Genomic DNA, 26,361 nt, shown 5'->3' on the forward strand with positions numbered 1-26,361 from the left:
ACGGGCGACTTGAGCACTTACGAGGTACCGCCTTGGGCTTTAGAAATTTAACCAATTACATAGCCAGGTGCTTGCTGAAGTCAGGAGGGTTTAGAAATCAGCTACACCCTTAAATGCGAAGAGCCGTATTACGGTAGTCAGGCTGCGACATCTCTTCACGACACCCCTTCACAACGCCGATTTCCCATGACGACACCTCTTCACGTATACGGGCTACCGAACCAGGACGTGGCAAAACCCACAAGCCGCGTGCCATGCGGCTTTCAGCCACGACACCTCTTCACGACACCTCTTCACAACGCCAATTTCCCATGACGACACTCCATGACGACACCCCTTCACGCTCGATATGCCTGAAAGCCGCATGGAGCGGGCTTAAAGCCAAAAACGCGGATTGACCGCGTGAAAGGCTGCTCTCTATGGGAAGTTACACCTCAGACTTCCATAAATAAAAGATGGGGAGTGGGGCTCAAAACTTTAAACCTGTGTCGCGAAGCGGGGGAAGGCGGTGTATCGGAAGTGAGAAAACGCCTGCGGACGGGAGAGGGCAGCTAGCGGATTCGGAGCGCACTAAATCCTTGGGATTGATTGCGATGGTGGGAGCATTGGCACAACGCAAATTTGCGGGCTGGAGTAAGCAGCCAGGATTGAGAGGGAGTAAATCTCATGCACGGGAGCGAACAACTGGAACTACTGCTTGGATCAATCGGCGCATTGAGTGCCGGGTTAGCAACCGCCTGGCTGACCTGCTACGGATCGAGGTATGTACTCAGCGATGCGAAAACCGACTGCGCGAAACTGCGGGCGGCGATGAAAGCCTTGGCTGGCAAATATGCGAGCGTAAGGGGAGGGCCAAGCGAATGATCTTCGCGAACCTGCCATACCTCGGAGCATGGACATCAGCGATCCACGGGATGATTTTTCCTGGCATGTGCATTACCGGCATCGCTTGCTGCGTAAGCTTGTCGATCAAGTCAGCATTGGTTGTCACCAGCGTGATATCGAACATAAAGAGCCGGCGAAACACGGCAATGAACAGGCGGTGACATTTGGAGTTTAGAAAAAGAGATGACGGTAGGTTATTCCCGCCGGTGCTACCAAACGGCGATTTCATAGGCGTTGCCCATGGGAGCCAACTCCGGCAGGTTCTTTTTTCAGTGCGAGAAGACGGCCTGTACGGGGAGGGTGTATTTCTCCTATGGCACGAGATAGCCGGCGTATCCATCACTGACGCCAAAGGATTCCAGATTCGGAGCGGAAAATATGCCAGCGGCGGAATTGGATTTAACGCAGGGGCATCTGCGCTGCTCGATCTGACTGGGGAAATCGTTACCCGGATAGACGGATACACTGTCGACTACTGCCTGATGAATCGCATCAGCTACGAGTCAAAACGAAAGGTGTTACCCAGTCATTAGTAGTGAGGCGACAGCCCAGCAAGACGACTGGGCCATCAACCGTGTTAGAAGTGAAGCGACTTACTTCCATAAAATAAACTTTGGTGGATCTTGTAGAGGTCAACCTGTGTCGCGTAGCGGATAGCCCTGACGGCCGAAAATAGATGAAATGACGAGGCAGGCATGAGCAAGCTAAAGGGGATACGTCTGTACGGATCAAGTGGCGATCAAGCTGTATACCAATTCTGTATTCCCGGCGAACCGAGTTGGATACGGCAGATGTTTGTTGAGCTAGAAAGGCGCGTCCCTGGAAGTCATGACCTGCTGATTGTGCTGCTTAATGTACAGAAGTGTCGAGAAATGAGGGGGCTTGGCTCTGAGGCAGTATTCCGTCTGCTTAAAGATGCGGAGGAAGAACTTAACGCTGGAGATCGCAATTTTCTGTTGAGAACGTTTTACATTGGTTTTCTCACAGAACTAAAAATCCTGTTTGATCGTTTGAACACGATGCGAGTTGATGAGCGGGACAAGGTTCTTGATGGCATGCGTCCATACTACAGATCTACAGGGAGCTATATGGAAACCTCATTCGATGAGCTTGAGCGAATCTTACTTATGGGAAATCAAAATATTGAAAGTTATTGGTCTGCCGTGAAACGCGATCTATGAAATGTGTCGCGAAGCGGATGAATGCAGGCCGTTACGGTGACCTACAAAAATACGGAATAGATGTTTTATGTATGGAGTTAATGAGTTGATCGGGGCCAGCGTTAGTTTTTCTTTCGATGGCTACAACCTACCTGGTGACATGGGGTCGTCTGAGGAAATATTAGAGGTCCTGCATGCGGACATTCCTGGAGTCAGGATCTCCTAAATGCAATCTTGCTGACTCAAGAGTGTGCAGAGTTGCGTGAGCGAAGTTCTATGGTGATGGCGGTATTGCTTAGTGAATACGAGCCAACACTCGGGCACGCTGATGCGTTGCGAGCAAGAACTTTTTTTGCCGCGGCTATCACAGAGCTGAAGATGGTTCTTGATGAAATTAAAGATTATCCGCAAGCAGAGCAGGAAAAAGTATTGTCGCGTTTGGGTGATTATTTAGGTGAAGGCGTCAAAAAGTTGGACACCTCGTTTGAAGGTATGGAACATGTATATTTGCTGAGCAACCCGAATACGGGGAGATATTGGTTGTCGGTGAATCGATAAAAAAACATGCGTCTTTGTATTGGAGATAGTTGAATGCATTCAAGTGCGAGCTGTAAAAATCGAATGCTGTGCTGGAATCCAGGAACTGACCAGGTAGTTTTAGTACCATGGCCAGATTTAAACGGACTGAGCGATAGTTACAGGATGAGCGCTCTGGCTTGTTATCCTCATGTACAGCAAATGAGTGATGAGCAAAGGAAGGCACTGGTCTTTATCGAAGGGATGACGCTAATTATTCGTGAAGGTTGCTCACCCGCAGCGGTGCACCAAGCACTCTGGGGGCTAAGTGAGTACCGTAGTGGCTGTCCAGAAGACATGCCCAGTGCAGAAGCTTCGGTGATTCCTTTCAAAAACTAGATCTGAGAAATACGAATACTGTCTTCTTGCCCAGTGCTTTCTCCATCATATTTACCCCCTGAAAATGGGGGTAAGTCTGTGGATAAAGCCCTGCCGCAGCTGACGGGGAACGCTCCCCCGGCGATGCTCAAATTTCAATCAGCAGGGCGAAATCCGGCATCACACTTGACGTTCGCAATCGAGACAGAGATATTCCCCTCGGCACACTGGTAGGTGCCTGCCGTCCACATTGGCAAAGCGAAAGCTCTACCGACAAACCATACGCATCGCGGATCACCCTAGTTGCGCTACTCTACGATTTGGTATCAGCCAATAATGTATTGGATTCGAATCGTCTGGAGCTTTGCAAAACATGGATGCTCAAGCCAGTGAGAAACTTCTCGACCTGATCAACAGCCCGGGCGAGACTCTAGTACCCTATCGCGAAGGTTGTACCTTCTTCCCTCCACTTGAATTCGTCTTCGATGTGCTCGGCATGCCTGAGTTGCCCAAGCAATGCTATGAGCAAAATCATCAGCCTGGCTGGTTGACCTGGAAGACCTTCAGCAAATGGATGAGCAAGCCGCCTGCTGCCATGCAGTTGCGGCCAAGCCAGATCCTAAAACTCACTAAAACACTCGCGACCAACCCTAGTTCCCATGGGCTGCTACATGACTCGTTGCGGAAGGATGCCCTCTGGAAGCCTTACGCCCAATGGATTGTCCTTGTTCACCGCACTTTCCAGAGTGAAGTTTGCAGCGCTTACTGGGCGGGCTTGCTAGAAACGGAATGGCAATTGATGTGCAAAATTCTCCCAGCGATGCCTACTAACCGGGCCAGATTGGAAGCTCTGGCCAATAGCTCGCTGATGCACACGTTGGGTGCTCCAGGCTCCCCCGAGCGTATGCTGCAACTGCTGGCTTGTGAGTCCGATGCTGACAAGGTGGTGGCGGGCTCTGACTTCATCAATTATCGGCTAGCGGACCTGGCTAGTTTCCTGCTTCGCTTCGCCGCCTGGCACATAGTGGACAGCAGTTTGGCCCAATGGGTGCTTACGATTCGGGCGGGGAAACAGAACGAAATGTTGTTCGCGGATCTGCTTCCTGTGAGGCAGAAAGCGGGAGGCTGGACGAATGCAGTTGAGTTCTGCCTGAAATATTTCGCTGTGCTGTGCCGTTGCCCAGCCGACGATACCCTTTCATCTTCCTTGGGTCGGATCTGGGCCGAGCACGACTACGATCAAAATGAATTCCCGGAGATTGCTTCCCGGCAACACACGCTGCGTGATTGGCTCTCTGGCGAGAAAGGGCGACCCAAGCGCAACAGCGTGCTGTCGTTCGCCACGGCGGTCGCACACAAGGCGACTGTTTTACGCGGTCTAACTGCAAGCGAGGCCCAGGCTGAGGTCACAGGCTTGGTTTACTGCTTTCATTTCGCTGAGACCAGTCGGTATATGCTGGGTGAAATGCAAAAGAGACGTTTCTCAGAGTCGCTAATCGAGGCGGTTTTTTTTTCCTATGTAGAGGAGTACCGCAAGGCTCGAAATTTACTAGGCCAGCCCCTGGTCTGATCGGGAAGAGTCGAGTTGATGTCGACCCTTCCCGTTGCACATCAGTCTGCTATTTGGTCTTCCCAGTCCACCGGGCGCTCATCTTCGCCACGGGAACTCCAGTAGGCGTCGCTAGTAGGATTCAGTTGGTTGGAGCGGTTGTCATCGTCATGCTTTGCCATGGGTATTTCCTCTTGAGTGAAAGGCGATGCTTTGGTAAGCGAGGCCATCATGAGTCAGGTGATGGAAATACCAGAGGAATTGGCTGGGAAGAAAGTAACGACCTCAGCCGCTCTCAAATGCTGCTTAATGGCACAGACTCGGCCCGCCGACTGCGAAAAGTTTTAGTCGGTATCTCGACTACCTGCGACCGCCTAACCAAATCCTCATGGCCGCTAGGTGCTGCCAGCTCAACTGGTACCGGCGGTGAGATGCTGTGACGTTTGGCCGACCTGGCATACACTGGGTAGCTAAGCCCTGCCACTGGCGCTACTGGTGGTGGCGTTCGTAGACGTGCATCCCATTGAGAACAATGCGTGAGCGATTCGGTTCTTTACATCCCGCTGCTGGCTTCCCAGGCCAATTCCTTGGTTGATCCGAGTACTTCTGCTCGCGTCCTGTTGGGGCAGTGGGACGTCCCCCAAGTGGCTTCGGTGGCAGTCCTCCAGAATTTGCCGGCTCTGGACGGTAAACCGAAAAGCGAAATGCTCGTAGAGAAAGCCCTGGCCGAGTTGATTTCGATTGGAACAGAGCTGAGCCACACGCATCCACCAGGTACTTTTTCTAATCTGATCGCAGGCAAATTTAAGCCAGAGTTGTTTGAGCGCGGGCTGGCGCTCATGCCTCGACTGCGTGTTCGCTTCCTTGATGAGGAGACGTTGGACGCAAAACAATTCCTCAACGGTGGGATCTGGGACTTCAATTTCCGTGCTGCGCACGCCCAGAAGCTCAACCCGCTCAAGCATTCGTTCGAGACGTCATCGGGAAAAACAATTTCTCTGTCGAATCAGCAGAGCCGTACATTCCGCATTATTCATGCCGAACCCGATGAGAGCATTCATATCCAGGGCCTCGCTGGTACCGGTAAGACCCATATGATCGAACGCTTAGTGGACTCGCTTTCCTCAAGCCGACCACTCGTGCTGGCTTTCACCGCGGTCCAGCTCCAGGCATTGATGCAACGAATCGGAGCCGCGAACGTGAGAGGAATGACGTTCGGAGATCTCGCCAACTATGTGCTCGAGCGAGGTGTCGGCTATTACCGACCAGGTAAGCGGGCATCTGCTCGGCACCAGGTTACCCCGGAAGACATTGCGTCACGGTTGGGTTTCGGATGGATCAGTAGGCTCAGCCCAGCTCAAGTAGCCACGGCCTGCGCAAGAATGGTGGCCGCATTTTGCAACAGCATTGATTTTGCGTTAGCCGAGCAGCACATCCCAAAGGGGCTTGCTCTTGATGCCGTAGATCGATTGGTGCTGGTGGGGTATGCGCAAAAATTGTGGGAGCAGACCATAGAGCCGACCGATCCGCGCCTTCAGCTCCCGCTTCGTGGGTATCACCGAATTAAGCACATGACCCTGCTTCATGAGGCAGTGATAGGCCTAGAATTCACCCACATTATTGTCGACGAAGCGCACGACCTTAGCTGGCCACTCTCGGTATTTCTCGACCGCTGTACTCAGCCCGTGATTACATTGGGTGATGCATGCCAGCGCCTTGATGGGAGCTACCACCAGCGTGCTAGCACCCTCCGCAAGCACGAGATCACACACTCCATTCGCGCCGGCCGGCAAATCGAGGGAGTCATAAACCCCCTCATCGACAAACACCCGATCCTGAAATTGGCCTCGATCGAGGGCAACAACGGTATCGAGACGAAGATTGTTTACTACGACAAGCCAGAGGTTCCCACTGGGGCTGTGACAATTCTCGTAGATTCCGAGTGGGGATTATTCGAGTGGTTTCAGCGCCTGGCCATCGCTGGCGCGCGTTTCAGTTTGCTACCGGGTGCAGTCAACACCTTCCGCCGGTTCATTCTCGACTGCATAGGCCTGTTCCATGATCAAGAACGGCCAAAGCATAGCGCGCTCTTCAAATACACCCACTGGGATGATCTCCGGGCGGACATGGGCAGCAAAAATAGTAGCTTTCAGCGCATCGACCGGATGCTCAGCAAAGGCTATAGCTCATATGAGTTCGAGGCATCGTTACTCAACCTCGATGTGTCAGGTACAGCCCTGCTTCAGCTTGGCCGGGTCATGGACGCACGCAATTCCGAAATCGACGCAGTGATGCTCGCTCCAGACTTGCTCAGTCAAGTAGGGCCTGGCGACCGAATTGCAGCGAGCAGGGCTTTTGCAGCCCTTTACACGGGTGGATCGAGAGCTCGTCACAAGCTCATCGTTCCTGGTTATCTCCGGGACTGGGCGTCTGATATGTCCACGGCAGCGAAAGCTCAGATAACCTCATCTTCATGATGGTGGGCTCCATCAAAACAGTGCTGTCTCGAAGGCAGCGGCCAACAGCAATTGAATGGCGTTGCCGCAACGTCCTCCTTGGCTAGAGAGAAAAGATCACCCTGATAATCTGCATAGCATAGTGCGGCATGGAGCGCAGGCAGCGTGTCGGCGAAGCGTGTCACGCTGGTCCCGTCGAAGGAATTTGCACTGGCGGCAGCGCACATTCCGATCCGTCGAGCGCTGTTTACCCGGCCAACGTGGTAGTAGCAGTTGCGGCGACGAGAAAGGACACCCCATGCAGCCATGGTTTGCAGCTTCCAAGGGGTGCTCCCTCCGAGAAATATCCCTACGGATGGGCTCAGGAACTCACGCACATCGTCTGGCTCCATTCCATCCTGCACAGCAATGAGCAACCTTCGAGGAAATCCCTTCAGCCGATCCAGCCAGCGCAGGCTGAAATCCAGAGACTCTATCCCACCTGCCACGATGTCAGGTAGGACAACCCAGTCAGCGTCTTCGCCAAGAAGATCCACGGCACGGCCGAAAGCACGCTCATCGAACTGCGTGCCCTGCTGGTAAGCGCTCCACGCTCCGTTGTCCAAAGCGTAATGCTCGAACCCCTCAGTGCGCAGAACCCCGGCCGCAGAAACGAGTAAGCGCCAACCCGCCCCGCGCATTGCTGCGAGGTTGCGGCGTGTGCCGGTTCGGCTTGCATACGAGACCATCGGCGGGGGGATGTAGCCAAGCCGCTCCTCAATATCCAACTCCATGTCGGCTGACCCGTCCATACAGTAGTAATCGGCATATGCTGCTAGCGCTTGGGCGTTGCCTTGACGATGGCCATCGCGGTAAGCCTGAAGCCAAGCGGGGAGGCGGTTGAGTTCCATGCTGGTGGTTCCTGGTAGGAGGTGGCCACCGTCTCATCTCCTACCGAAATCCCAACGCTTCAAGGTGTGATGTCTGATTAGGCAGCACACAAACACGCCGAACGTAAAATCCCCGGCGAAGCTGCGATTACCAGAACCCGGGAAAGCGAGCGTTAGCTCGACACCAGGTCACTCCGGACGATATCGCCTCACGGCTAGGTTTCGGACCAGTCAGTTGGCTCAGCCCGGGGCGGTTAGCGAACACCTGTGCAAATATGGTGGCCTACCTTTGTGCCAGCAACGATCCAGTGGTCACAGAAGAGCGTGTCCCGAAGGGATTTGTGCTCAAAGCGGTAGATAGTGCCGTGCTGGTTGTGTACGCCCAGCGATTGTGGGATCAAACCATCAAACCGCCTAGGCCGAGCCTTCAGATCCCTCTTCGCAGGTACGTTCTCGGCAGCGAAAGCACAGCCGTTGTGTTCCCCGTAACGCACCGCCGGCAATAGAGTTCGAGTGGATGTTTTCCGACTGGTTTCCGTCCTGAAATCGGCCTTGCGTTCGAAGGGTGAATGAAATAATCGCTCAAACCCCGCGATTAAATGGCCCTCAAATGAACGAAATCTCAAAAGCTTTGCTAGCGATGTCAATAGCGCCACTGCCTTTGGTAGCATCGCTCACCCCCTGGACCGGGGAACCGATTGGTTACGGAACTTGGTTCTTTGCTGGCGCGATCACCCTTGGCGCGGGGGGAGGGGCATGGTTACTGGAACGGTCGTGGCAAAAAATGATAGCGAATCGCATCGTCATCGACATCAAGCCCAACCAGGTGATCGTTGACGGGGTGATACTCAACTGCGAATTTTCCTCACTCATTCGACTTTTCAAGAGTCGCGTGGCGTTGGCCGAGATGCTCGGGATCATCGTGAATGAAGCGATGTTCAAGCGAGGACAAAGCGTCGGCATTCGTAAATCTGCACATATCAAGATCTGGCCTGGGAGCCTGCAGGTATCTGACTTCGAATTGGAGTCGCTGTCCGAAGCAATTGCGGCAGAGTTCATCTCGCCGGTGTTCGAAGTCATAGACCGGCATATCGAGTTTCCGAGTCGCGATCTGCCATGTACCGCGCCAGCTACTCGCTGAAGAAAATCTCCCAAAACTTGATATCGGACTCGAACCATGGCCATCGACGAAAAAATTCAAGCAGTTCTCAACAACCCTGCTACCAGTGACTGGCTGAAAAGCTGTTTGGAGAAAGCGCTGCTCCGCGATTGCGTGGATGCGGCCAATGACGCCGAAATACTGCATGATCTGCTGGCAGCCCGTTGTGATGAAGCTTTGCGGGCGCTCTGACTGTAACTGCCTCTTGGACCGAATTTATCCTGAGCCAAAGTCAAAGAAAGCATCCCCCCGTCTGGAAAGTGGTTGAAGGCGGGCTGGTCTTCAAAGCCCACTGCGCGTCCTGGTGGGGTACCTCTAACGATTGTGCATCCGGTCGGCGAAGATTGACGGCGCGTTGAGTACGCAGTTAACTGTGTATCCATACAGTTATTTCTTCAGGCCAGGTTTATGAGCGTGACCCTTCTTGGTCCCATTGCGAGCGGTGGTAAATCGCTACCGCTGTATTCGTGTCAGGTATCTGCTGGCTTTCCGTCGCCGGCAGCGGACCATCTTGAAAAGCTGATATCTCTGGACGAGCTGTTTGATATCAGGGCACCGCATGTGTACCTAGCCAAGATCCTGGGCGACAGCATGCAAGGCGCGGGCATTTTCAGCGGTGATCTGGTGATCGTTGATCGAAGTAAAACGGCGCGACATGGCGATATCGTCATTGCGGCGCTCAACACCGAGTGCGTGTGCAAACGTCTGCACAAGCGAGATGGCCAAGTGGTGTTGATGGCCGAAAACCCCAAATTTCCGCCTAGATATGTGATGGAGGGCGACGAACTGGTGATATGGGGTGTGGTTAACTACAGCGTTCGCGATCATGAGCGTTAATACTGCCGTCGATCCAGCCTTGCCGATTTTTGCGCTGGCTGACTGCAACAGCTTCTACGCCAGTTGTGAGCGTGTTTTTCGGCCGGATCTGGCCAGCACGCCGATTGTCGTGCTGAGCAATAATGATGGCTGTGTTATTGCCCGTAGCTACGATGCCAAGCCCTTCGTCAAAATGGGCGCACCCTATTTCCAGATCAAGGACACCTTGCGCCGGCACGGAATCGTGGCTTTCAGCAGCAATTACGCGTTGTACGGTCAGTTGTCCGAAAGAGTCATGACCATAATAGAATCAATGGTTTGCGACTCAGAAATTTATAGTATCGATGAAATATTTTGTACGTTGACCGGCATGCCCGGCGACCTCACCGAATTCGGCCGAAAGATCCGTGCCAAAGTCCTAAAACACACCGGTATCCCGGTGGGTGTGGGCATTGCCCATACTAAAACACTGGCCAAACTGGCCAATCACACCGCAAAACGGCTGCAATCGCAGACTGGCGGGGTGGTGGACCTGTGCGATCCTTTCAAACGCGACTGGGTATTGCGTAACACCGCCGTTGAAGAGGTGTGGGGCATTGGTCGACGCATGTCGGCACACATGCAGGCCTTGGGCATTCGCACAGCAATGGACTTGGCCACGGCGGACCCGGTCCTGCTCGGCCGTAAATTCAGCGTCGTCCTTGAGAAAACCATACGCGAGCTTGCCGGCACTTCTTGTCTGGCGCTGGAAGACGCAGCTCCGTCCAAACAGGAGATCTGTTGCAGCAGAATGTTTGGTGTGCGATTGGAGACGATCGAGCCGATTAAGGAAGCGGTGGCCACCTACGTGCAACGGGCTTCGGAGAAGCTGCGAGCTCAGCATTCTCTGTGCAAAAAGATCCGCGTGAGTATTCGAACCGGCATGTTCAACCCGGACGAAGCGCGTTACGCCAACGGCGTTCTTGTGGAGCTTCCCTATCCCACCAATGACGTGCGCCTGATCACCAAGGCAGCGACACAGGCAGTAGAACGCCTGTTCCGCCCCGGGTTTCGATACAGCAAGGCCGAAGTTTTGCTCATGGATCTGCGTCAACCTGGTGAATTCACAGATGATCTCTTTGCGCATACGCAACCAGCCGCGGCGGATAAGGTGATGAATGTCCTCGATGAGATCAATAACCGGTGGGGGCGGGGTACGCTGCGCGCCGCAGCAGTGCCGGCAGCGCCGGCCTGGGCGATGCGGCGTGAGTTGATGAGCCAGAGCTACACCACGAGGCTTGACCAGTTATGGACGGTGAACGCCAATTGAGGCGTAAATAATCTGAGGGAGTTTTTACATGTGCAGTCATTATGAAGCGCCGACGCCGCGGCTGCTCGCCCACACATTCGGCATCGATCCCTATGAGCAGGGCAAGTTGGACCTATGGCCAGGCTACATCGGGCCTTTCGTCCGCCGCGCGGAACAGGTTGATCACGATGGAGCGGTGCAGATGCCGGTAGAGGCGCTGTCCGGTTCATTTGGATTGATACCGTCCTGGAGCAAGGACACCAAAATTGCGCGGCGTACTTACAACGCCAGGTCTGAAACCGTCGCGGAAAAACCGTCTTTTCGCAGTGCCTGGCGTCTGGCCCAGCACTGCATTATTCCCGCAGCAGCCATCTATGAGCCTGACTGGCGATCAGGAAAGGCAATAGCCACGCGGATTGCGCGGACAGATGGCGAGTTGATGGGCATCGCGGGTCTATGGGAGCAATGGCGCGATCCCGGCACCGGGGAGATCTTGCACAGCTACACCATGTTGACCATCAACGCGGACGATCACCCATTCATGCGCAACTACCACAAACCCCAGGATGAAAAACGTATGGTCGTCATACTGCCCCGGGGGCTATACAGCGACTGGTTGAAAGCTCCAGCCTGCGAGAGCATGGAATTCATGCGGCAGTACCCAGCAGATCGGATGGCCGTGGCTGTGTGATTTTCTGTGATTTATCAGTGTCGACCAGAAGCCTGAGCATCGGCACCACCCATGTACAAAAAAAGTGGCACTTCGCTGAAGGCGGATCGAAATATCAGTTGTCAAAATACACAACTGGAGTATTCTTGATCCTAAATGTTAGGAAAGCCCATGGACGTATTGCTCAAGCAGCGGTTTCAAGATGCCGCGAATCGCTACCCGAACGATCGGAGCGGGCTTCAACGATGTTACAGATTGCTGACGGAGGCAGAGCCAAAGAGCTACACGGATCTGGAAAAAATATTCGGTCACACTATCGATCTCTTCAAATACCGCGCTGATGACTGTTGGGTAGTAATTGATATTGGTGGGAACAATTTGAGGCTGATTGCAGGCGTTAACTACGCCAGGCAAAAGCTTTATGTGAAGCACATTTACACCCATGCTGACTACGACACGGCTACAGAGTGGTATGCCAGCAACAAACGAGGAATCAAACCATGATCACTGTTCTAGAGAATTCGCAGACCGTGCGCGCCGCGCTCGAAGATCTCCAAATGCTTCTCGAGCAGCTGAGCGGCCAGTTCGTCAATGGCATTAATGACGCCGCGGACTACGCACGCGCCTCGGTCTTGCTTGATGAGCTGACCGACGGGCATGACCTCAACAAGTATGAGGAAAAGATTCTGGTCGAGCTCGAGGACGCTATTCTCGCTTACGAGCAAGACGGTGAGCAGTTCAAGGCCTTCAACGAATCTTTCACAGCCAAAACCACGCCGGTGCAGCTGCTTAAAGATTTGATGGAAACACTGCAGCTCACAGGTTCAGATCTACCGGAAATTGGCGATAAGGCAGCTGTATCAAAGGTGCTCAACGGCAGATTACCGATCAGCCATAGAATGGCGTTCGCTCTAGCTGAGAGATTTAGCATGGACCCGAAAGCATTCGCCCCAACACCTGGTAAGGCTACTGTAGATGCCGCCTTAGCGATGTCTGTATCGAATAAACAGCAACCTGTCAGTCTCCCTAAGCTCAAATTGCACTCGGGCAATGGGCCAAAACCCGCAGTGGCTGTGCCTGCTAAGCCATTCAAGCCGTCAGCGCCTGCTAAGCCATCAAAGCCGGCAGCTCGGCCAGCGCAACCTGCTGGTAGCTGGTGGCCAACTCGGCAAGATGATGATCATAGGTTAGTGGCGCGTGCGCCTAAACCAAGCGACCGTGGACCTAAGCCGTAATTCCTCAAATATTCAGCCTTTGCACAACTCGTGTATTGAACTTTGGCGAGCAATGTACGAATCATGTTCCAAGGCTTTGAACGTTGCTTTTGCGCGAAGCGGAGAGTCTCCTCGTCCACCACACGCTCCACAAGCCACGGAAAATAATAGGAGAGACACAATGACCGACAAGCCTACCGCTTTCGACGTACAGGCCAAGTACCCCAATGAACAAATACAACGAAGCTGTGAGGAGCGTCTGAAACAGCTTCGAACAGCCCAATCCAGAGATCAGGTTAGGCTTGAGTTCCATCAGGGACAGGGCTATCTGCAAGCCCTGGTAGATGCCGGTCTGATCACCAGGCAAGAGGGCGGGGTCATCAGTTGCCAACTGATTGAAACCATGGTGCAGGCCAGTAGTCGACTGTCGGACGAGGGTGCCCAGTAACGGTTAAGTCCGCTAACCAACAGAAATCAGTCACGGTTACCAACTGAACCATTAACGGGATAATCAAATGTCAATGACTGACCCGCTCGCGGCACTCGTGAGCCTGCAGGTGGAGGTTCGTAAAGGTATGCCTACCCACCCTGCTGAAAACTACCAGTCTGTGCGGGTTGTGGCTGATAAAAAAAATGGTCGTGTTAGGTACACCTATGCCCGGGTCGAGCATGGCCGAGTCAAGGCGATGTCAATGTTTGTGAGTGTTGATCCCATAGACGGCATTGCATGTTTTCAAATCGGATATGCCGTTCCAGAAGTTTATCGCGGGAGAGGATGGGCAACTGAAATTGTTGTGCAGGGATTAGAAGAACTTCGCAACGGGCTGGCCCGGCACGGTGTGAAACAGTTCTACATCGAGGCTGTCGTAGGCACGTCCAACCTCGCCTCGATAAAGGTAGCAACCAAGACCATATCGCAGAGCCCAGAGCTGACAACTGATAGCGTTTCTGGTGAGGCCGCTTTGGCATTTACCCGACTCATAGAGTGTTGAAGGAAGTCGCCCAGGTACACCACAAGTCCAATCCTCAGACGCGGTGCCAGGTCAGTAGGGAGCCCCTATTATCGCATCTACAAAATGAGGAGAGTGCTCTGACTATCAACCAGTTGGAACAAGCCCTGAAGTTGAAACGGGCATTCTTCCATTCTTCGTAGCTGGTTAACCCTACTGCGCCTATGGAACTGGCAATAATTCAAGCTGGCCAAGGGTATGACCGCCAAGTTTCCTGATCAGCCTAGCCCGATCGTGCAAGATGGGCTGCAGATCGCTTCTGAAGATCTGATTGGACATGCGCATCATCCGGTCCCAGTCGGAATGATCACCCTTGAAGATTGCGATTGTTCCCAACCCCAGCAGGTAGTGCAGCCCAGCGGTCGGAGACTGGTCAAAGGTAACTCGAGACAGGGCGTTGTCCAATTCAAGGTTCACGAATAGCTCTGCGCCCTCGCGATCGATCTCAAACCCACTGCTGGTCACCACGTCCATGACCAACATGCCATTGCGTGTTCTGGTCAGGAGCTCTGCATCTGCAGCCGCATGGGAAATACTGCGTAAGCCGTTGAACATTCCCAGGTACTGATCATCACAGAACGGGACTTCGACTTCTGGGTATCTCAGATCCGCTTCGGTATATTTTGGCAGCGACGTTATATTCGGGACTTCATAGCGAACCCCTTGCTCGTAGACCTCCAGGAACACCCTCATTGCCGTAAAAGGCTTTTGGTACCCATACCGCCCCCAAAGCGCCTCTATTGCCAGCAGTTGCTGGATGTCCAGAAGTGTGAAACGGGGCTCAATACCGGCTTGATGTGCAGCGTCAAATTCATCGAGCTGAATCGTGAGCATGATTCCCAGCAAATCTTTGGTGAATGCCGGCGAGTAGGAATTCGGAGCGATTTCTATCGTCCCCGTTTCCTTATCAACCGTGCGCGCCAGCCAGCATCGAGCGCTCGGATCGAAGTGGCGGGCCTTGATGTAGTTCCGCAAGTCGTTCAGGGGCTTGAGCCACTCGTACTCGCCGCCTTCCTTGGCAATCATGCTCTCGGCGGACGAGTCTCGAGAGATACGGGTACATGACCAGCAGCCTGTGCGATGGCCACACGCGGGGCGCTCTGATTGTTTCCCTGCCAGGTAGACGTTCACCATGCAGTCACCGCCATTCATGTCGCGGTAGATCTCAACCAACCGATTAAAGCGGTCGTAGCATTCAATCCGACCGGCTACCACCTGGCCGATGTAGCTGAACACGTCCATGGTGGTCATTTCAGCGATTGGGCTGAGTACCCAGTCGTGCGAGCCAGCGCCGGCGCCGAGGTTCACAGCTTCAAAGGCGCTCTCGCCGCGCTCAGACATTTTCCGCTCGCGCTGCACGGACTCATCGAACCGGGTACCGATCAGCGAAACGATATCGTCATCAGCACACTTTCGGCCCAGGCGCGCCGAAACATCGCGAAGGATTGCTTTCTTCACTCGTTTCATGGGGTCTGCTTTGGTCATTTGCTGGCATTTGGCGTTGGAGCCAACGCTGGCGATGATGCGCCCACCGACCATGCTAACTAAGTAGTCATTGCTCAGGCCTGGCTTCGCTACCCACACTTTCAACTCGATGCCCTCAGCCTTCGCGTAAGCCTGCATTTGCTGCATCTGGCTCTGGTTGTAGCAGTGGATCACCGGGTTTTCCATGAGGGTGTCGGAGTGCATGACGTTCAAGGTTGGCACCTCGAAACCTTCGGTGGCCAACTCGCGAATTGCAGTGAACGCGATGTTCAGCGTAACGCTTGAGTCTTTGCCGCCACTCCACGCCACAACAGGCTGCTTGCCGGCTCGCACGACGCGCTTCACAGCGTCGACCGCCTCGGCAATCTTCTCGGCCAACGTCTTCTTAGGCCCACGAATAACTTTGGCAGGCATCTCCTGGACGCCAGCAGAAGAGAATAGATCGAAATCGAACAGCTGCATGACAAGCTCCGTGCTTGAATCCAACTCCTCACTGGAGCTGATGGATTCAAGGTACGGCAGGCATCGGCAATCCCAAGGGATTGAGAACGGCCTCGGTTCGTGAGGAAACCGCAGAGGAGTTTTTTAAACCGATCCGCAGCCTTCTGTTACGAAAGCTCCAGCTGGCAACTGCCAGGCTTTGCCCTCGGGCGTGAAGATCGGCAGCGTGTACTCGCGCTGGCGCCCTTGGGCAAGTGCGTCCAGATCGGTGATATCAAACGCGTCCGCTGTGGCCGACAGATCCACCACGTTGATTTTCTGTCGACTGATGGTGCAGCCGAACTCGTCCTCGTAACCTGCTATCGGGGTGACCCGTTCTGGGAAGTATTTTTGGATTGTGGCCCATACCTTTGGTGAGTTGTAGATGCACGTCATGCAGCTGAAGCGCCCCCATCCCAAACGGTAGGGAACAGGTGCCTCTACCCGATGGCGAGCAAGCAGTTCCCACACCTGTTCTTCGCTGTAGTGCAGTACCGGTCGCCAAGCATCTACGTGCCGGCCGAGGCGACCCTTGCGCCGGTCAACTGCATGAGGCTCCAACTGGTTGTATTTGCTGCGGTTGCTCGACTCAGCGCGGCGCTCGCCAGTAACGAACAAGGTCTTGCTACCGAGGAAGCGCCCCTGGTTGGTGATGGCCCGGCGGCCCACGTCGATCTTGGCTGCAGAGCTACACCAGCGCGTTGCCAGGTTGGCGCTTTGCTGAGGAAACCGGCGGCGGGTCGCTGGAGAAGTCCGACTGGTATCGCGATCCAGGCAGATAGTTCCGGCTGGAGTTTCGACCACGTGAGGCTTGGAGTAGGCTTCCATCTTGAGCATTTCGCCCTCGATGCCACCCTGCAACCATGAGAAATAGAGCGGCAGATTGAATGCAGCAGCGAACTTCTCGATAAAACTGTCATTGAAAGCCCAGTCCATGAGGGTGCTCCCCTCTGCACCATCCACCCGATGGTGCCAGAGCTCAACACGACGCAGATCCACACCCTGTTCGATCAGTGCCAGCAGGCAAGCGATGCTGTCCTTGCCAGACACACAGACTACAACGTGGTCATAGCTGTCGAGATCCACTGTCGGGGCATCGAAATAGGTTCCCTCTGCCAGCACAGCAGGCTCAGGCTCGAACCCAAGCAAGTTGAGCTGCTGGCCCAGCGCTGGGATAACTACCTGGTCGTCGAACTGGTGTTCGCGGGAGATTGACGCGTTCATTGGCTGTCCTCATAACACCTATTTGGTGCTTACAGACTCAACCTATGACGGCAACAGATAAACCCAAATGATGGGCGCAGGAGGAGGCGTTCTCCTAATATCGAGATGAGAAATAGGTAGTGACCCGGGCCCGCACAATGGTGAGGCCCAAGGTGAACCTGGGCGACTTTTCCTATGGTCGAGTGCTGCTGCGCGCACTGAAGTAAAATGCCAGCACTACACCGATCAGGGGACTGGCGAAGGCCAGAATTTCTGAGAAGTAGGGACTCTTGACGGTAGCACTTACCAAAATGGCCGCCATTAAGAAGTACAACGTCACGATGGCCAAAATCGGCTGCATACGTTTGTTGATTCGTTCCGTCTTCGGCTCGGCATGGCCCAGCCCGCCGCAGATTCCGCATGGAAGCCCAACGTGCCCAGATCCTTTCAGGTCGTTGCTCTGCACACATGAGGCGCATGTGGCCCCATTAGCCGCTTTACTGCATGTGCCAGTGCGCTCGCAATGAGCGCAAGGGTGAAGGTTGGCTTTCACGTCCATGGTGCTTATCCGTCAACTTTTCGGTGATTGATCTTTTGAGGCTGGTAGACGCTTGTCGCACCAGAGGTCCAATCCCCGGGTACGGTGCACTGTCGATCCTTCCTCGATCCGCAACCAGTGCTCACGCAACACGCGATATCGCGCTGCGGCGCAGCGCATGAAGTTCGTTGTCCCCTGCTTCGATCAAATCTGCGGGGCTGGTCGTGGTTATCTCTGCCACATCTCCCCAATGGTGGAGATTCAACTCATCGCGAAACTTCACGGCTTTTTCCTAATCTGCCCAGCCTTGGCCCCGAACACCAGAGTTCCAGAACCCAAGGCGGCCACCCATTTGGAGCGGTGCTGACAAATACACCAGACCGCAGTATGTGCACCGCTTAGCGCCGCCGTGTGCCGTGATCTCAGCACGAACAGTATCTGGAAGCTGGTAAAGCATTCCTTCCTGTACGGTCATTTGTCGATCTGATCGACCGCCGGAGCATCTATCAGGGCAGTACCCTGGAGGGTAAGTGCGAGGCATATTTTTCCTGCTCTAGCCGAGTGCCTGAATTGGCATGTTTCTACTGCCACTGCCCAGCGTTCGACGGCAGGGCTTTGGGTACTGCACGTTGTGAATTATTAAGTGCTGGCAAGGGGCAAACATCGTTCGATTCTATCTGCAATATCTCGCATTACCTCGTAAGCGTTCTCTGCTCCAATCCCCTCTATAGCGCCAATAGGCCCTGCGTTTGTGTAGCGGATTCGCTCGAAAGTGAAGACAGTTGAGGTTCCAGTGCTGGCCGTCAGAGTGAAGCGGAACGGCTTACCAATCGATGGAGGTGGCGGCTCGAATGAGCTTGTACCTGAAGCCTGTACGTTCTGGGCTATCAAAATTGGAGCAGCTTCTAGACCATCAACGCTCGCCTTGATGCATTGCGATGCTTGCTCGAGGGTAGATGGTTTGTGGCGTTCAAAGCGAATAACGTCCAAGACAGGATAGCCCTGAGCACCTACTACAGTTTTTACGTTCGGATTAGACAGTAGAACTGGTGCAACATTGTTCGACGCGCATCCATTTATCAAAGTGATCAAACTAAATGTAACCATTTTTCTGAGCATGGCTTTTTCCGTTGTGGCTGTGAGGGGTCACTTGAGCCCGTAATTACGCTTCAGTTCGACGATGCGAGCAGCACGCTGCTGGTGGGACTGCGCTGTGCCTTGGTCGGCCACAATCGCACCATGCGCAACAGCAGCGGTGTACTGCGTATCCTGCTCCAACAGCTCGATCAGTTCCTGGAGTTGGGCGCGCATTTCGTCGTAGATGGCCATAGGTTTTCCTCGAATACTTTAGATACTTACCGGACTCAGCGGGTAGCGCGGATTCGAGCCAAAGCCTCGCTCTCAACGCGCAACAGGCTTGTGCCTAATAGATGCATACCTTGTTCGTCGGTCAGTTCAGCCTCAAGGAGCGCGACGATAAAGCCTTTAGCCAAGAATACTGCTTCATTTACGGCGGCTTCGGTGGTTGCGTCCTGGATGTGAGCGAGCTGGCTGAACAAACTCGCTTTTACTCGCTCACTCAGAAGCGGGAATTGAGTACCCCATACAGCGCGCAATGCTTGGATCGACATGAAATTATCCTTCTGAAATGGGCGCGAAAAATCGCTAACCCTTTACGACCTCAGCCCGCACGGGGCGGGCTTGAGGGTGCAGCTGAGCGATTTCCTTAGTTAGACGGCGCGGCTGATGCGGGCGAGCTGCACGGGCATAGCGCCCAAGCGATATTTGCATGGTCTGGTCTACGACCAACGTTGTCAAAGTCTGGTGCTCAGGCAATACAAGCCAACACAAGATTATTCGGTCGAAGTGAAGTAGCTAGCCAAGTTAAAAATTAGTTAAGAAGGTCACGGCGCAAGGTCAGCAGTTCTCCACGAACCCATTCCCAGTAGCCCAACTGGGTCTGGTTGTGACGGACAGTTTGAAGCCATTGGTAATTGTTCAAGAAGGGATGTTCACCTCCGAGATGAGAGTATTTCTCCTCCATTTGCTTAGGGGAGAGTTCCAAGTCGCTCTGATACAACTCAGGTAGGGGACGATAGAGAAGACGGAATAAATCGTACGCTAAGCGCTTCGCCTGTCAGGTTGAGGCAATAGAGGTGGACGCTGGAGCGTCAGGAAATGCAGAAATCGACCCTACTCTGATGCGGCGCTGGTCGCGGGAGGTCGGCTTGCTCTTGCGCATATCCGAAATTGCCAGAATCATGGCAGTTTCGCCACTGCCATAACTGGATCCAAAATACGAATATGGACGTAGAAGAGCTAATAGAAAAGGCTAGAGATCAACGTAGGCGCGATCGATACGAGGAAGCAGTAATTTCTGCCAAAGCAGCCACGGTCCAGGATCCCGACAATGCTGATGGCTGGTGGCTTCTGGCACTCAACAATATTTCCCTAGGCAGGAAAGAGGCTGCCCTAGAAGCTCTCAAGGAAACCAACGACAAAGTCCCATACTTTGCCCAAGCGTGGGCAAAACGGGGCAGCTTGGAGCTTGATCTGGGGGCTCCTGAGGAAGCAGCAAGCTCGTTCGAGACTGCACTTAACTGTGACAATGAGGAGATTGAGGCGCTACGAGGGCTTGCTCATATCTACGGACAGAACAATGACACTGAGAAGCGAGCGGAAGAAATTCTAGTACTCACCAAGCTCGATGAACTTGAGAGTCTCAGTCCATGGCACCTGAATCGATTAGGCATCCTACATTTCCTCAACAACCATGGCTTTGATGCCATCAAATACTGGTCGCGCAACGCGCACCAAAGCGATGACACCGCATCGCTTTTCAACCTGGGCCTCGCCTACAACTTGGATGACGTGTCCCAAGACGTTGATGCCGTTGACTGTTGGCGCTTGGTCATGCGCAAAGACGAGTCTAACGAAAAGGCGCCAAACCGCATCCTGTCTGTCAAGGCTCCACTTTTGGATTTGGCTCGCAAGGTTCAATCGTCCCGAAAGTCACTCTGCCAGGCGGAAGATCAGTGGTACTCGATCTACATCAACCCTTTCCAGCTCCTGAATTGCCCGAAAGACTTCGATTTCGGTGATCTTGAACCCAAGGTTGTCCAAAAATGGAAAAAGACGTTACTTCAGGAAATTGAGCTTGAGGAGGGAAAACTACATTGGATGCCTGGGCTAACTGTCGATCGTTCAAAGGCGATTGAGTTAGCGGAAAAGCTGTCCGACATAGAGGTCGCCTCCCATCACTGGGAAGTATATAAGTGCAAACCTCTTCTGGAGTTTTTGTCAAAAGGCGATATCAACCATTTCCTTCTGGACGAAGAGTGGTCGCCCCTCGATTTTATCGAGCGAGTGAGTGTTTCCGAAGCGCTCAGGGAGTGGTTAAGCGATCCATTTTCAGCACAGTACGACCGCATTTTTAATAAGGCCGTTGCAGCCCGGGATGTGCCCGTCATTGAAGCATTGCTCGATGGCCGTCGCTGGGTCATGCCCTCCTATGCCGATCGCTGCTTTGAAAACGCATTACGAGAAGCGGACTCCATATTGATCCCGCTACGGGAGCTCAAGAATCGGGCAGAGGCTATTAAAGTAACGGTCAAACAGATCGATGAGGTTCTGGAGACGCACAAAATCATCAGCATCCTGAATCTGCTGCCGCCCTACTTCCGCAACTTGCAAAATGAAGCGGTAGGTTTGGTCAGAAGCATTGCCATTGATGCGCACAACGTCCATGAAGACTCGGAACTTTCTTTGGCGATTATTGAGAAAAGTAAAGAGTTTTCCTTCAAGTCCATTGAGCTCACACAGCGTTTGAAAGAAGACTTCGAAGCCATCTCGGAGATGATCAAAAAGCAACGAGAGCACGAGTCTCACTTGACCTTCGGGAATGCTCGCCACTGGAAAATTACGAAGGAAGGCGTTTCCGATAACGGTGACCTGTGCCCAGCGAATGAGATCCGAGCCTTACGCTGGGGAATAATGGTCGAGCAAAATGGCTCACATAACTATCTATTCGCCGCTAAGCGGCGGACTGGAAAGGAGTACATGCTTACATGGACATCTTCCGACCGCGACAAACAGGATGAGCTGTTCGAAAAGCTCGTCAATGCCGCGTTTCACTACATCATTCCCGACGTGATGGAAAACCTCCTCGGCGAGCTAAAACGTGGCGGAACCCTGACAGTTGGTCCGATCCAGATCACACAAAATGGCATGAGCTTCGAATCAAAATGGCTGATTTTCACCAGCCAAAATCAAGTGCCTTGGAGTGGGATAGATGTCGTGCTTCAGAATGGCTCAGCCATAGTAGTAGATAAAATCAGAGGAAAGAAGTCTCTCCCTATCAGCTTACGTGACGTTCCAAACGCCATGTTGCTCCGATTATTTCCAATGTCATTCAACTGCGATTAAGGATAGTCATGTCCATTCCCCCGCCAATTGAAATACCACGCTGGACGCTTGTCGTACTGAACAGCCTTTATGAAATAGAACGCAAGCTGGAAGTTCACGGCGACCCTGGACACGCTAAACGCAACGTTGACCGAATCAAGGAGGAATTCGAACAGCAGTCCTTGATTATCGAGGATCCGCTGGGACAGCCCTTCAAAGAGACACGCACGGACCTCGAAGCCACCATTGTCGGAGCAGGCATTGAGAATCTGGTAGTCACTGAGGTCATCAAGCCTGTGATTAGGCTGGTAAATGGCCCGGTTTCACGGGTTGTGCAAAAAGGGATCGTTGTAGTACAGAGCAAGGAGGAGGTATCACAATGACAAAGATGATCAATTTCGGGATTGACCTGGGAACCAGCAACTCGCTGATCGCTAAATTTGACAAAGGGTCAGTCGAGGTATTCAAGAATCCCAACGGCTTCAAGGAAACACTCCCGTCGATCGTAGGCTTCCGAAATGACCGGATCATGGTAGGTGACCAGGCTCGCACGTATGCCGAAAAGGACCCGAAGAGCGTTGCCAGCCGCTTCAAGCGAAAGATGGGCACTACAGAAACCATCAAGATTCAGTCACTGAATGCATCCAAGACTCCGATCGAGCTTTCTGCTTTTGTTCTCAAGGAGCTAAAGGGATTTGTACATTCCGGCGAAGCAGTCGAAGCTGCGGTAATCACCATACCCGCCTCATTTGATACGGTGCAGTCAAACGCCACCAAGGACGCAGGAATATCAGCCGGCTTCAAGCACGTTGTCCTGCTACAAGAGCCGATTGCAGCTAGTTTGGCGTATGCGAACAAGGAAAAGAGCGACGACCTTCGGAACAGCCAATGGATTGTTTATGACCTGGGCGGCGGTACCTTTGACGTAGCATTGGTCAAGATTGTCGAAGGGGAGTTAACGGTGGTTGATCACGAAGGTGATAACTATTTAGGTGGATCTGACTTTGACTCGATGATCGTTGAGAGGATCCTTGTTCCGGAGATCAACCGCCGCGGAAAGTTCGAAGACCTTCTTGCTCAAATGAAAAGCGAAAAAGGCAAATACAACAAGCTTTGGACTGTCTTGCTGCACAAGGCGGAGGAAGCCAAGATCGAATTGAGCACCAAGGCATCGGCGGAAATCGATCTGGGCATGATTCGTGACCTCGTGGATGACGAGGGCAATGCCATTGACACCATCCTGAATATCACTCGCTCTGAATTCGAAAATGTCATCAAGGACGCAGTGGATGGCACTGTCGATATGATGAAAAAAATTCTGACGCGCAACTCCCTGCAATCGAGTGATCTCAAGTTCATCTTGATGGTGGGTGGCTCGACCTACAGCCCCTACGTTCGCAAGCGCGTCGAGGAGATGATGAACATCCCGGTCAACACATCGATTGATCCGACCAGCGCGATTACCATCGGAGCTGCTTACTTTGCGGGCAGCAAGGAATTCAAGCAGGAAGGCGCTGCGCCGAAAGCCCAGACGAACTCACAAATCAAGTTTCGTGCTGTTTACAACCGCAACTCTCAGGAAAGCGAAGAAACCTTTACCGCCAAGGTTGAAGGAAATACCGCCGGTCTGTTCTATAGAATCTCAAATGACGACGGCTCCTTTGACAGTGGTCTGAAGCCCCTCACGACCCGTATCGCTGAAGATCTTCCGCTGCGCGAAGGATCCTTCAATCTATTCACCTTCAAGATCCTTGACGGCCAGAACAACATCATCGATGTTGGCTTTGATTCGATCCAGATTGCACAGGGGCGCTACAGCGTCGCCGGTCAGATGCTTCCAGAAGATATTTGCCTAGTTAAGGACGATCGTTCTACCAAGGACACACGACTCGACCTTGTTTTTGCTAAGAACTGCGTACTACCTACCAAAGGGAAGCGCACCGTTGAGATCGCCAAGACCATCGTCAAAGGCTCTCGCGACGCCATCACCATCATGGTCGTTGAAGGACCATCCGAAAAACATTCATCGACCAATAAGCCGATTGGAATATTGGCTATCACCGGTGAGCAAATTAACCGTGACCTTCTTCGCGGCACAGAGGTGGATCTGACCTTCGAAATGTCGGAGTCACGAGATTTGACGGTGTCCGCCTACCTTAACGGTACGGGACAGGAGTTCTCTCAGGTCTTCAAGGGCCAGGCCCGCCACGTCGATACCCGCCTGTTGGCCACCGAGGTGCTTCAGCTCGAAACGAAGATCCAGACAGAGATTGAGGACGCTCAGGCGAACCACAACCATGATGGCGCAGCTAAGTTGGAGAAACTGAATGACGAACTCCAGTCGCTTATCGTTGAGAGCGCATCGCTTTCTAGCGATGACGTGACCGACGATCGCTTCAAGCTCGAAGACAAGAAGTGCAAGATTGCTCAAGGGATTTTTGAGCTGACAGCATCCAAGCGGATCGATGCTGCAAAAGCAAACTATCTCCAGGTCAAGTCCGATACGGCCTCCATGGTTCAAGAGTCGGGCAACGATCGCGAGCGGCATCAGCTGAAGGAAATCCTGGCCCGAGAGGAGTTGCATATCCACTCAACCAACCCAGAGCGTATCGACGCTGCGACGAGCGAATTGCAGCGACTTCACTTCCAAATCCTAGCTCGCCAGCCCGACTTCCTAGTTGGTATGTTCCAGCACCTGGAAGAGATACGGCCGACCATGAACGATCAAGCGCAGGCCAAGCAACTTATCGACCATGGACGCCGGCTGGTTGCGACCAAGAACTGGGACGATTTGCGTGATGTAAATGGTCAATTGTGGATGCTTGTTCCCGATACCGAGCGCGCAGAGGAAGACGTGCGACTCTATACCGGTATCGTTTAAGCAACGCCGTTTGCGGCGGGTCTTCACCGGCCCGTCGCTCCACCACGAAGCACTATAAGCCCTCTTGCCTTCGCCCGTTCCGGGCTGCGCGCCCAGGCGAAGCGCTTAGCGTACGATTTATTCCGTCTTCTCTATCGTCCCCAAGTTGGAATGTAAGCGGCCGGCGAACACACCTTCAAAATCCCAGCATTAAGGGCGATGGTGTCCGCGTATTTTTAAGCGGACGCGATCGCCCTTATCGCCGGGATTTCCATGCGCCAACGAAGCTCTTACCCCAAACCATTCAAAGCCCAAGTCGTTCAGGAATGCCTGCAACCCGGAGCGACAATTTCCAGCGTAGCTATCCATCACGGCATCAACGCCAACGTGATCCGCAAGTGGCTACCGATTTATCGGGATCAACCCGTCGCAGCCTTGCCTGCCTTCGTTCCGGTAAAACCGGCGCCAAGGCGTGCAACTGAAGAGATGGTGATCATCTCGCTGCCTCTGGGTGATAAGTCCATCACCGTAAAATGGCCAGTCTCGGATCCGGACGGCTGCGCGTGTTTCATTCGTGGTCTGGCTCAATGATTCGCGTTGATGCCATCTGGCTTGCCACCGAACCCATGGACATGCGCGCCGGCACTGAAACGGCACTGGCCCGAGTAGTTGCGGTGTTCGGTGCGGCGAAGCCGCACTGCGCTTACCTCTTTGCCAACCGGCGGGCCAACCGGATGAAAGTCCTGGTGCACGACGGCGTCGGTATCTGGCTGGCGGCGCGCCGTTTGAACCAGGGCAAGTTCCATTGGCCGGGCATCCATCGTGGGACTGAGGTTGAACTCGACCCCGAGCAACTCCAAGTACTGGTACTTGGATTACCTTGGCAACGAGTGGGTACGGGCGGCGCAATTACATTGCTTTAAATATGGGGTTGGGGGAGCAACGGAACAGAAAGTGCACTTAAGCTCAGTCGCTGCCCCGCAAACCCTTGCAACGTCTGGATAGTTTCGAAAAACGACCGTTTTATGAAACCGTTTCCGCTATCGCGAGGAAAGGTCACCAACACCCGAAAATCAGTGCAATAAACCTTTCTCACGAATCAAAGTTCGTTAATTCGCAGTCGCTGACGAGTAAAACGAACTCTAATTCGGCTTACGTTGGTTTTCAGTTCCATTGCTCCCCAACCCCCTATACGCAACACATCGTAGCCAGCTCAACACGCTTAGAGAGCGGTTCTGCTGGGTGTTGTGGGGGGTGGTGGTCGCCTTTCTTTGGACCTGGTACTGATCAAAAGGAGTGTTAAACAGCGTGCAAAAGTTTCCAGATTCCCGGGGTAAACAGCGTCCAATAGTTTCCACCCCGGTGTGTGCAACCATCCGGTCTTTTGGCTGGAGAATCTGGGGTGATATCAATGGACATCA

Annotated in this window: 26 protein-coding genes; 18 read left to right on the top strand and 8 right to left on the bottom strand. The window is 53.4% G+C overall.

What is annotated here, in order from left to right; translation table 11 throughout:
- Positions 1-769: 769 nt before the first annotated feature.
- On the bottom strand, positions 770-1,114 hold the full coding sequence (locus tag BLL38_RS31200; protein WP_154220709.1) for a hypothetical protein: 345 nt from the start codon (positions 1,112-1,114) through the stop codon (positions 770-772).
- A gap of 466 nt (positions 1,115-1,580) precedes the next feature.
- On the opposite strand from BLL38_RS31200, the gene BLL38_RS27660 reads away from it, so the two are divergent.
- The 4 genes from BLL38_RS27660 (at position 1,581) to BLL38_RS27675 (ending at position 6,965) form a co-directional block, all read left to right on the top strand.
- Entirely contained in the window at positions 1,581-2,066 is a 486-nt protein-coding gene (locus BLL38_RS27660; RefSeq protein ID WP_038445794.1) for a hypothetical protein, read from the top strand.
- 237 nt (positions 2,067-2,303) lie between these two features.
- Positions 2,304-2,603, top strand: a complete 300-nt coding sequence (locus tag BLL38_RS31205; RefSeq protein ID WP_169898852.1) for a hypothetical protein — start codon at positions 2,304-2,306, stop codon at positions 2,601-2,603.
- A 709-nt stretch (positions 2,604-3,312) separates the two neighbouring features.
- Entirely contained in the window at positions 3,313-4,509 is a 1,197-nt protein-coding gene (locus BLL38_RS27670; protein ID WP_038445796.1) for a hypothetical protein, read from the top strand.
- A gap of 515 nt (positions 4,510-5,024) precedes the next feature.
- Entirely contained in the window at positions 5,025-6,965 is a 1,941-nt protein-coding gene (locus BLL38_RS27675) for a DEAD/DEAH box helicase family protein (protein ID WP_038445798.1), read from the top strand.
- On the opposite strand, the gene BLL38_RS27680 is transcribed toward BLL38_RS27675, so the two are convergent.
- On the bottom strand, positions 6,944-7,834 hold the full coding sequence (locus BLL38_RS27680) for a hypothetical protein (protein WP_038445799.1): 891 nt from the start codon (positions 7,832-7,834) through the stop codon (positions 6,944-6,946). The two genes, BLL38_RS27675 and BLL38_RS27680, sit on opposite strands and share 22 nt — an antisense overlap.
- 589 nt (positions 7,835-8,423) lie before the next feature.
- Here BLL38_RS27680 and BLL38_RS27685 point away from each other — a divergent pair.
- The 9 genes from BLL38_RS27685 (at position 8,424) to BLL38_RS27720 (ending at position 13,952) form a co-directional block, all read left to right on the top strand.
- Positions 8,424-8,954, top strand: a complete 531-nt coding sequence (locus BLL38_RS27685; RefSeq protein ID WP_076965109.1) for a hypothetical protein — start codon at positions 8,424-8,426, stop codon at positions 8,952-8,954.
- A 36-nt stretch (positions 8,955-8,990) separates the two neighbouring features.
- On the top strand, positions 8,991-9,164 hold the full coding sequence (locus tag BLL38_RS31210; RefSeq protein WP_162843699.1) for a hypothetical protein: 174 nt from the start codon (positions 8,991-8,993) through the stop codon (positions 9,162-9,164).
- 216 nt (positions 9,165-9,380) lie between these two features.
- Positions 9,381-9,809, top strand: coding sequence for a LexA family protein (locus tag BLL38_RS27690; protein ID WP_038445802.1), 429 nt, complete (start codon positions 9,381-9,383; stop codon positions 9,807-9,809).
- Complete coding sequence (gene umuC, locus BLL38_RS27695) at positions 9,799-11,097, top strand: translesion error-prone DNA polymerase V subunit UmuC (RefSeq protein WP_038445804.1); 1,299 nt, start codon at positions 9,799-9,801, stop codon at positions 11,095-11,097. Before BLL38_RS27690 ends, umuC begins: the two co-directional genes overlap by 11 nt.
- Before the next feature lie 28 nt (positions 11,098-11,125).
- On the top strand, positions 11,126-11,767 hold the full coding sequence (locus tag BLL38_RS27700) for an SOS response-associated peptidase (protein ID WP_038445805.1): 642 nt from the start codon (positions 11,126-11,128) through the stop codon (positions 11,765-11,767).
- Between the two features lie 150 nt (positions 11,768-11,917).
- Positions 11,918-12,250 carry a type II toxin-antitoxin system HigB family toxin gene (locus BLL38_RS27705; protein WP_038445807.1) on the top strand — a complete coding sequence of 111 codons (333 nt, stop codon included), beginning with the start codon at positions 11,918-11,920 and terminating at the stop codon, positions 12,248-12,250.
- Positions 12,247-12,981 (top strand): helix-turn-helix domain-containing protein, encoded by a 735-nt coding sequence (locus BLL38_RS31570; protein WP_236466703.1) that lies wholly within the window; start codon positions 12,247-12,249, stop codon positions 12,979-12,981. Before BLL38_RS27705 ends, BLL38_RS31570 begins: the two co-directional genes overlap by 4 nt.
- Positions 12,982-13,141: 160 nt before the next feature.
- Positions 13,142-13,408, top strand: a complete 267-nt coding sequence (locus BLL38_RS27715; protein ID WP_076965110.1) for a hypothetical protein — start codon at positions 13,142-13,144, stop codon at positions 13,406-13,408.
- A gap of 67 nt (positions 13,409-13,475) precedes the next feature.
- On the top strand, positions 13,476-13,952 hold the full coding sequence (locus BLL38_RS27720) for a GNAT family N-acetyltransferase (protein WP_076965111.1): 477 nt from the start codon (positions 13,476-13,478) through the stop codon (positions 13,950-13,952).
- Positions 13,953-14,132: 180 nt separating this feature from the next.
- On the opposite strand, the gene BLL38_RS27725 is transcribed toward BLL38_RS27720, so the two are convergent.
- The 6 genes from BLL38_RS27725 to BLL38_RS27745 form a co-directional block, all read right to left on the bottom strand.
- Positions 14,133-15,917 (bottom strand): phosphoadenosine phosphosulfate reductase domain-containing protein, encoded by a 1,785-nt coding sequence (locus tag BLL38_RS27725; RefSeq protein ID WP_076965112.1) that lies wholly within the window; start codon positions 15,915-15,917, stop codon positions 14,133-14,135.
- Between the two features lie 123 nt (positions 15,918-16,040).
- On the bottom strand, positions 16,041-17,159 hold the full coding sequence (locus BLL38_RS27730) for a phosphoadenosine phosphosulfate reductase domain-containing protein (protein WP_083743128.1): 1,119 nt from the start codon (positions 17,157-17,159) through the stop codon (positions 16,041-16,043).
- A 659-nt stretch (positions 17,160-17,818) separates the two neighbouring features.
- Complete coding sequence (locus BLL38_RS31215; RefSeq protein WP_154220710.1) at positions 17,819-17,959, bottom strand: hypothetical protein; 141 nt, start codon at positions 17,957-17,959, stop codon at positions 17,819-17,821.
- 356 nt (positions 17,960-18,315) lie between these two features.
- Positions 18,316-18,795: a hypothetical protein gene (locus tag BLL38_RS30885; RefSeq protein ID WP_130898276.1), complete on the bottom strand. Its 480-nt coding sequence runs from the start codon at positions 18,793-18,795 to the stop codon at positions 18,316-18,318.
- Between the two features lie 27 nt (positions 18,796-18,822).
- Positions 18,823-19,005, bottom strand: a complete 183-nt coding sequence (locus BLL38_RS27740) for a hypothetical protein (RefSeq protein WP_076965113.1) — start codon at positions 19,003-19,005, stop codon at positions 18,823-18,825.
- 35 nt (positions 19,006-19,040) lie between these two features.
- On the bottom strand, positions 19,041-19,307 hold the full coding sequence (locus BLL38_RS27745) for a hypothetical protein (RefSeq protein WP_076965114.1): 267 nt from the start codon (positions 19,305-19,307) through the stop codon (positions 19,041-19,043).
- A gap of 673 nt (positions 19,308-19,980) precedes the next feature.
- Here BLL38_RS27745 and BLL38_RS27750 point away from each other — a divergent pair.
- The 5 genes from BLL38_RS27750 to tnpB all read left to right on the top strand — a co-directional run bounded on the left by BLL38_RS27750 (position 19,981) and on the right by tnpB (position 25,863).
- Complete coding sequence (locus BLL38_RS27750; RefSeq protein ID WP_076965115.1) at positions 19,981-22,101, top strand: tetratricopeptide repeat protein; 2,121 nt, start codon at positions 19,981-19,983, stop codon at positions 22,099-22,101.
- 8 nt (positions 22,102-22,109) lie between these two features.
- Positions 22,110-22,463 (top strand): hypothetical protein, encoded by a 354-nt coding sequence (locus BLL38_RS27755; protein WP_076965116.1) that lies wholly within the window; start codon positions 22,110-22,112, stop codon positions 22,461-22,463.
- Entirely contained in the window at positions 22,460-24,961 is a 2,502-nt protein-coding gene (locus tag BLL38_RS27760; protein WP_076965117.1) for an Hsp70 family protein, read from the top strand. Before BLL38_RS27755 ends, BLL38_RS27760 begins: the two co-directional genes overlap by 4 nt.
- A gap of 252 nt (positions 24,962-25,213) precedes the next feature.
- Positions 25,214-25,531: an IS66-like element accessory protein TnpA gene (gene tnpA, locus BLL38_RS27765; protein ID WP_076965118.1), complete on the top strand. Its 318-nt coding sequence runs from the start codon at positions 25,214-25,216 to the stop codon at positions 25,529-25,531.
- On the top strand, positions 25,528-25,863 hold the full coding sequence (tnpB, locus tag BLL38_RS31575; RefSeq protein ID WP_076965119.1) for an IS66 family insertion sequence element accessory protein TnpB: 336 nt from the start codon (positions 25,528-25,530) through the stop codon (positions 25,861-25,863). The genes tnpA and tnpB overlap by 4 nt, the downstream gene beginning before the upstream one ends.
- Positions 25,864-26,361: the final 498 nt, after the last annotated feature.

Source organism: Pseudomonas gessardii (assembly GCF_001983165.1).
GTDB lineage: Bacteria > Pseudomonadota > Gammaproteobacteria > Pseudomonadales > Pseudomonadaceae > Aquipseudomonas > Aquipseudomonas gessardii.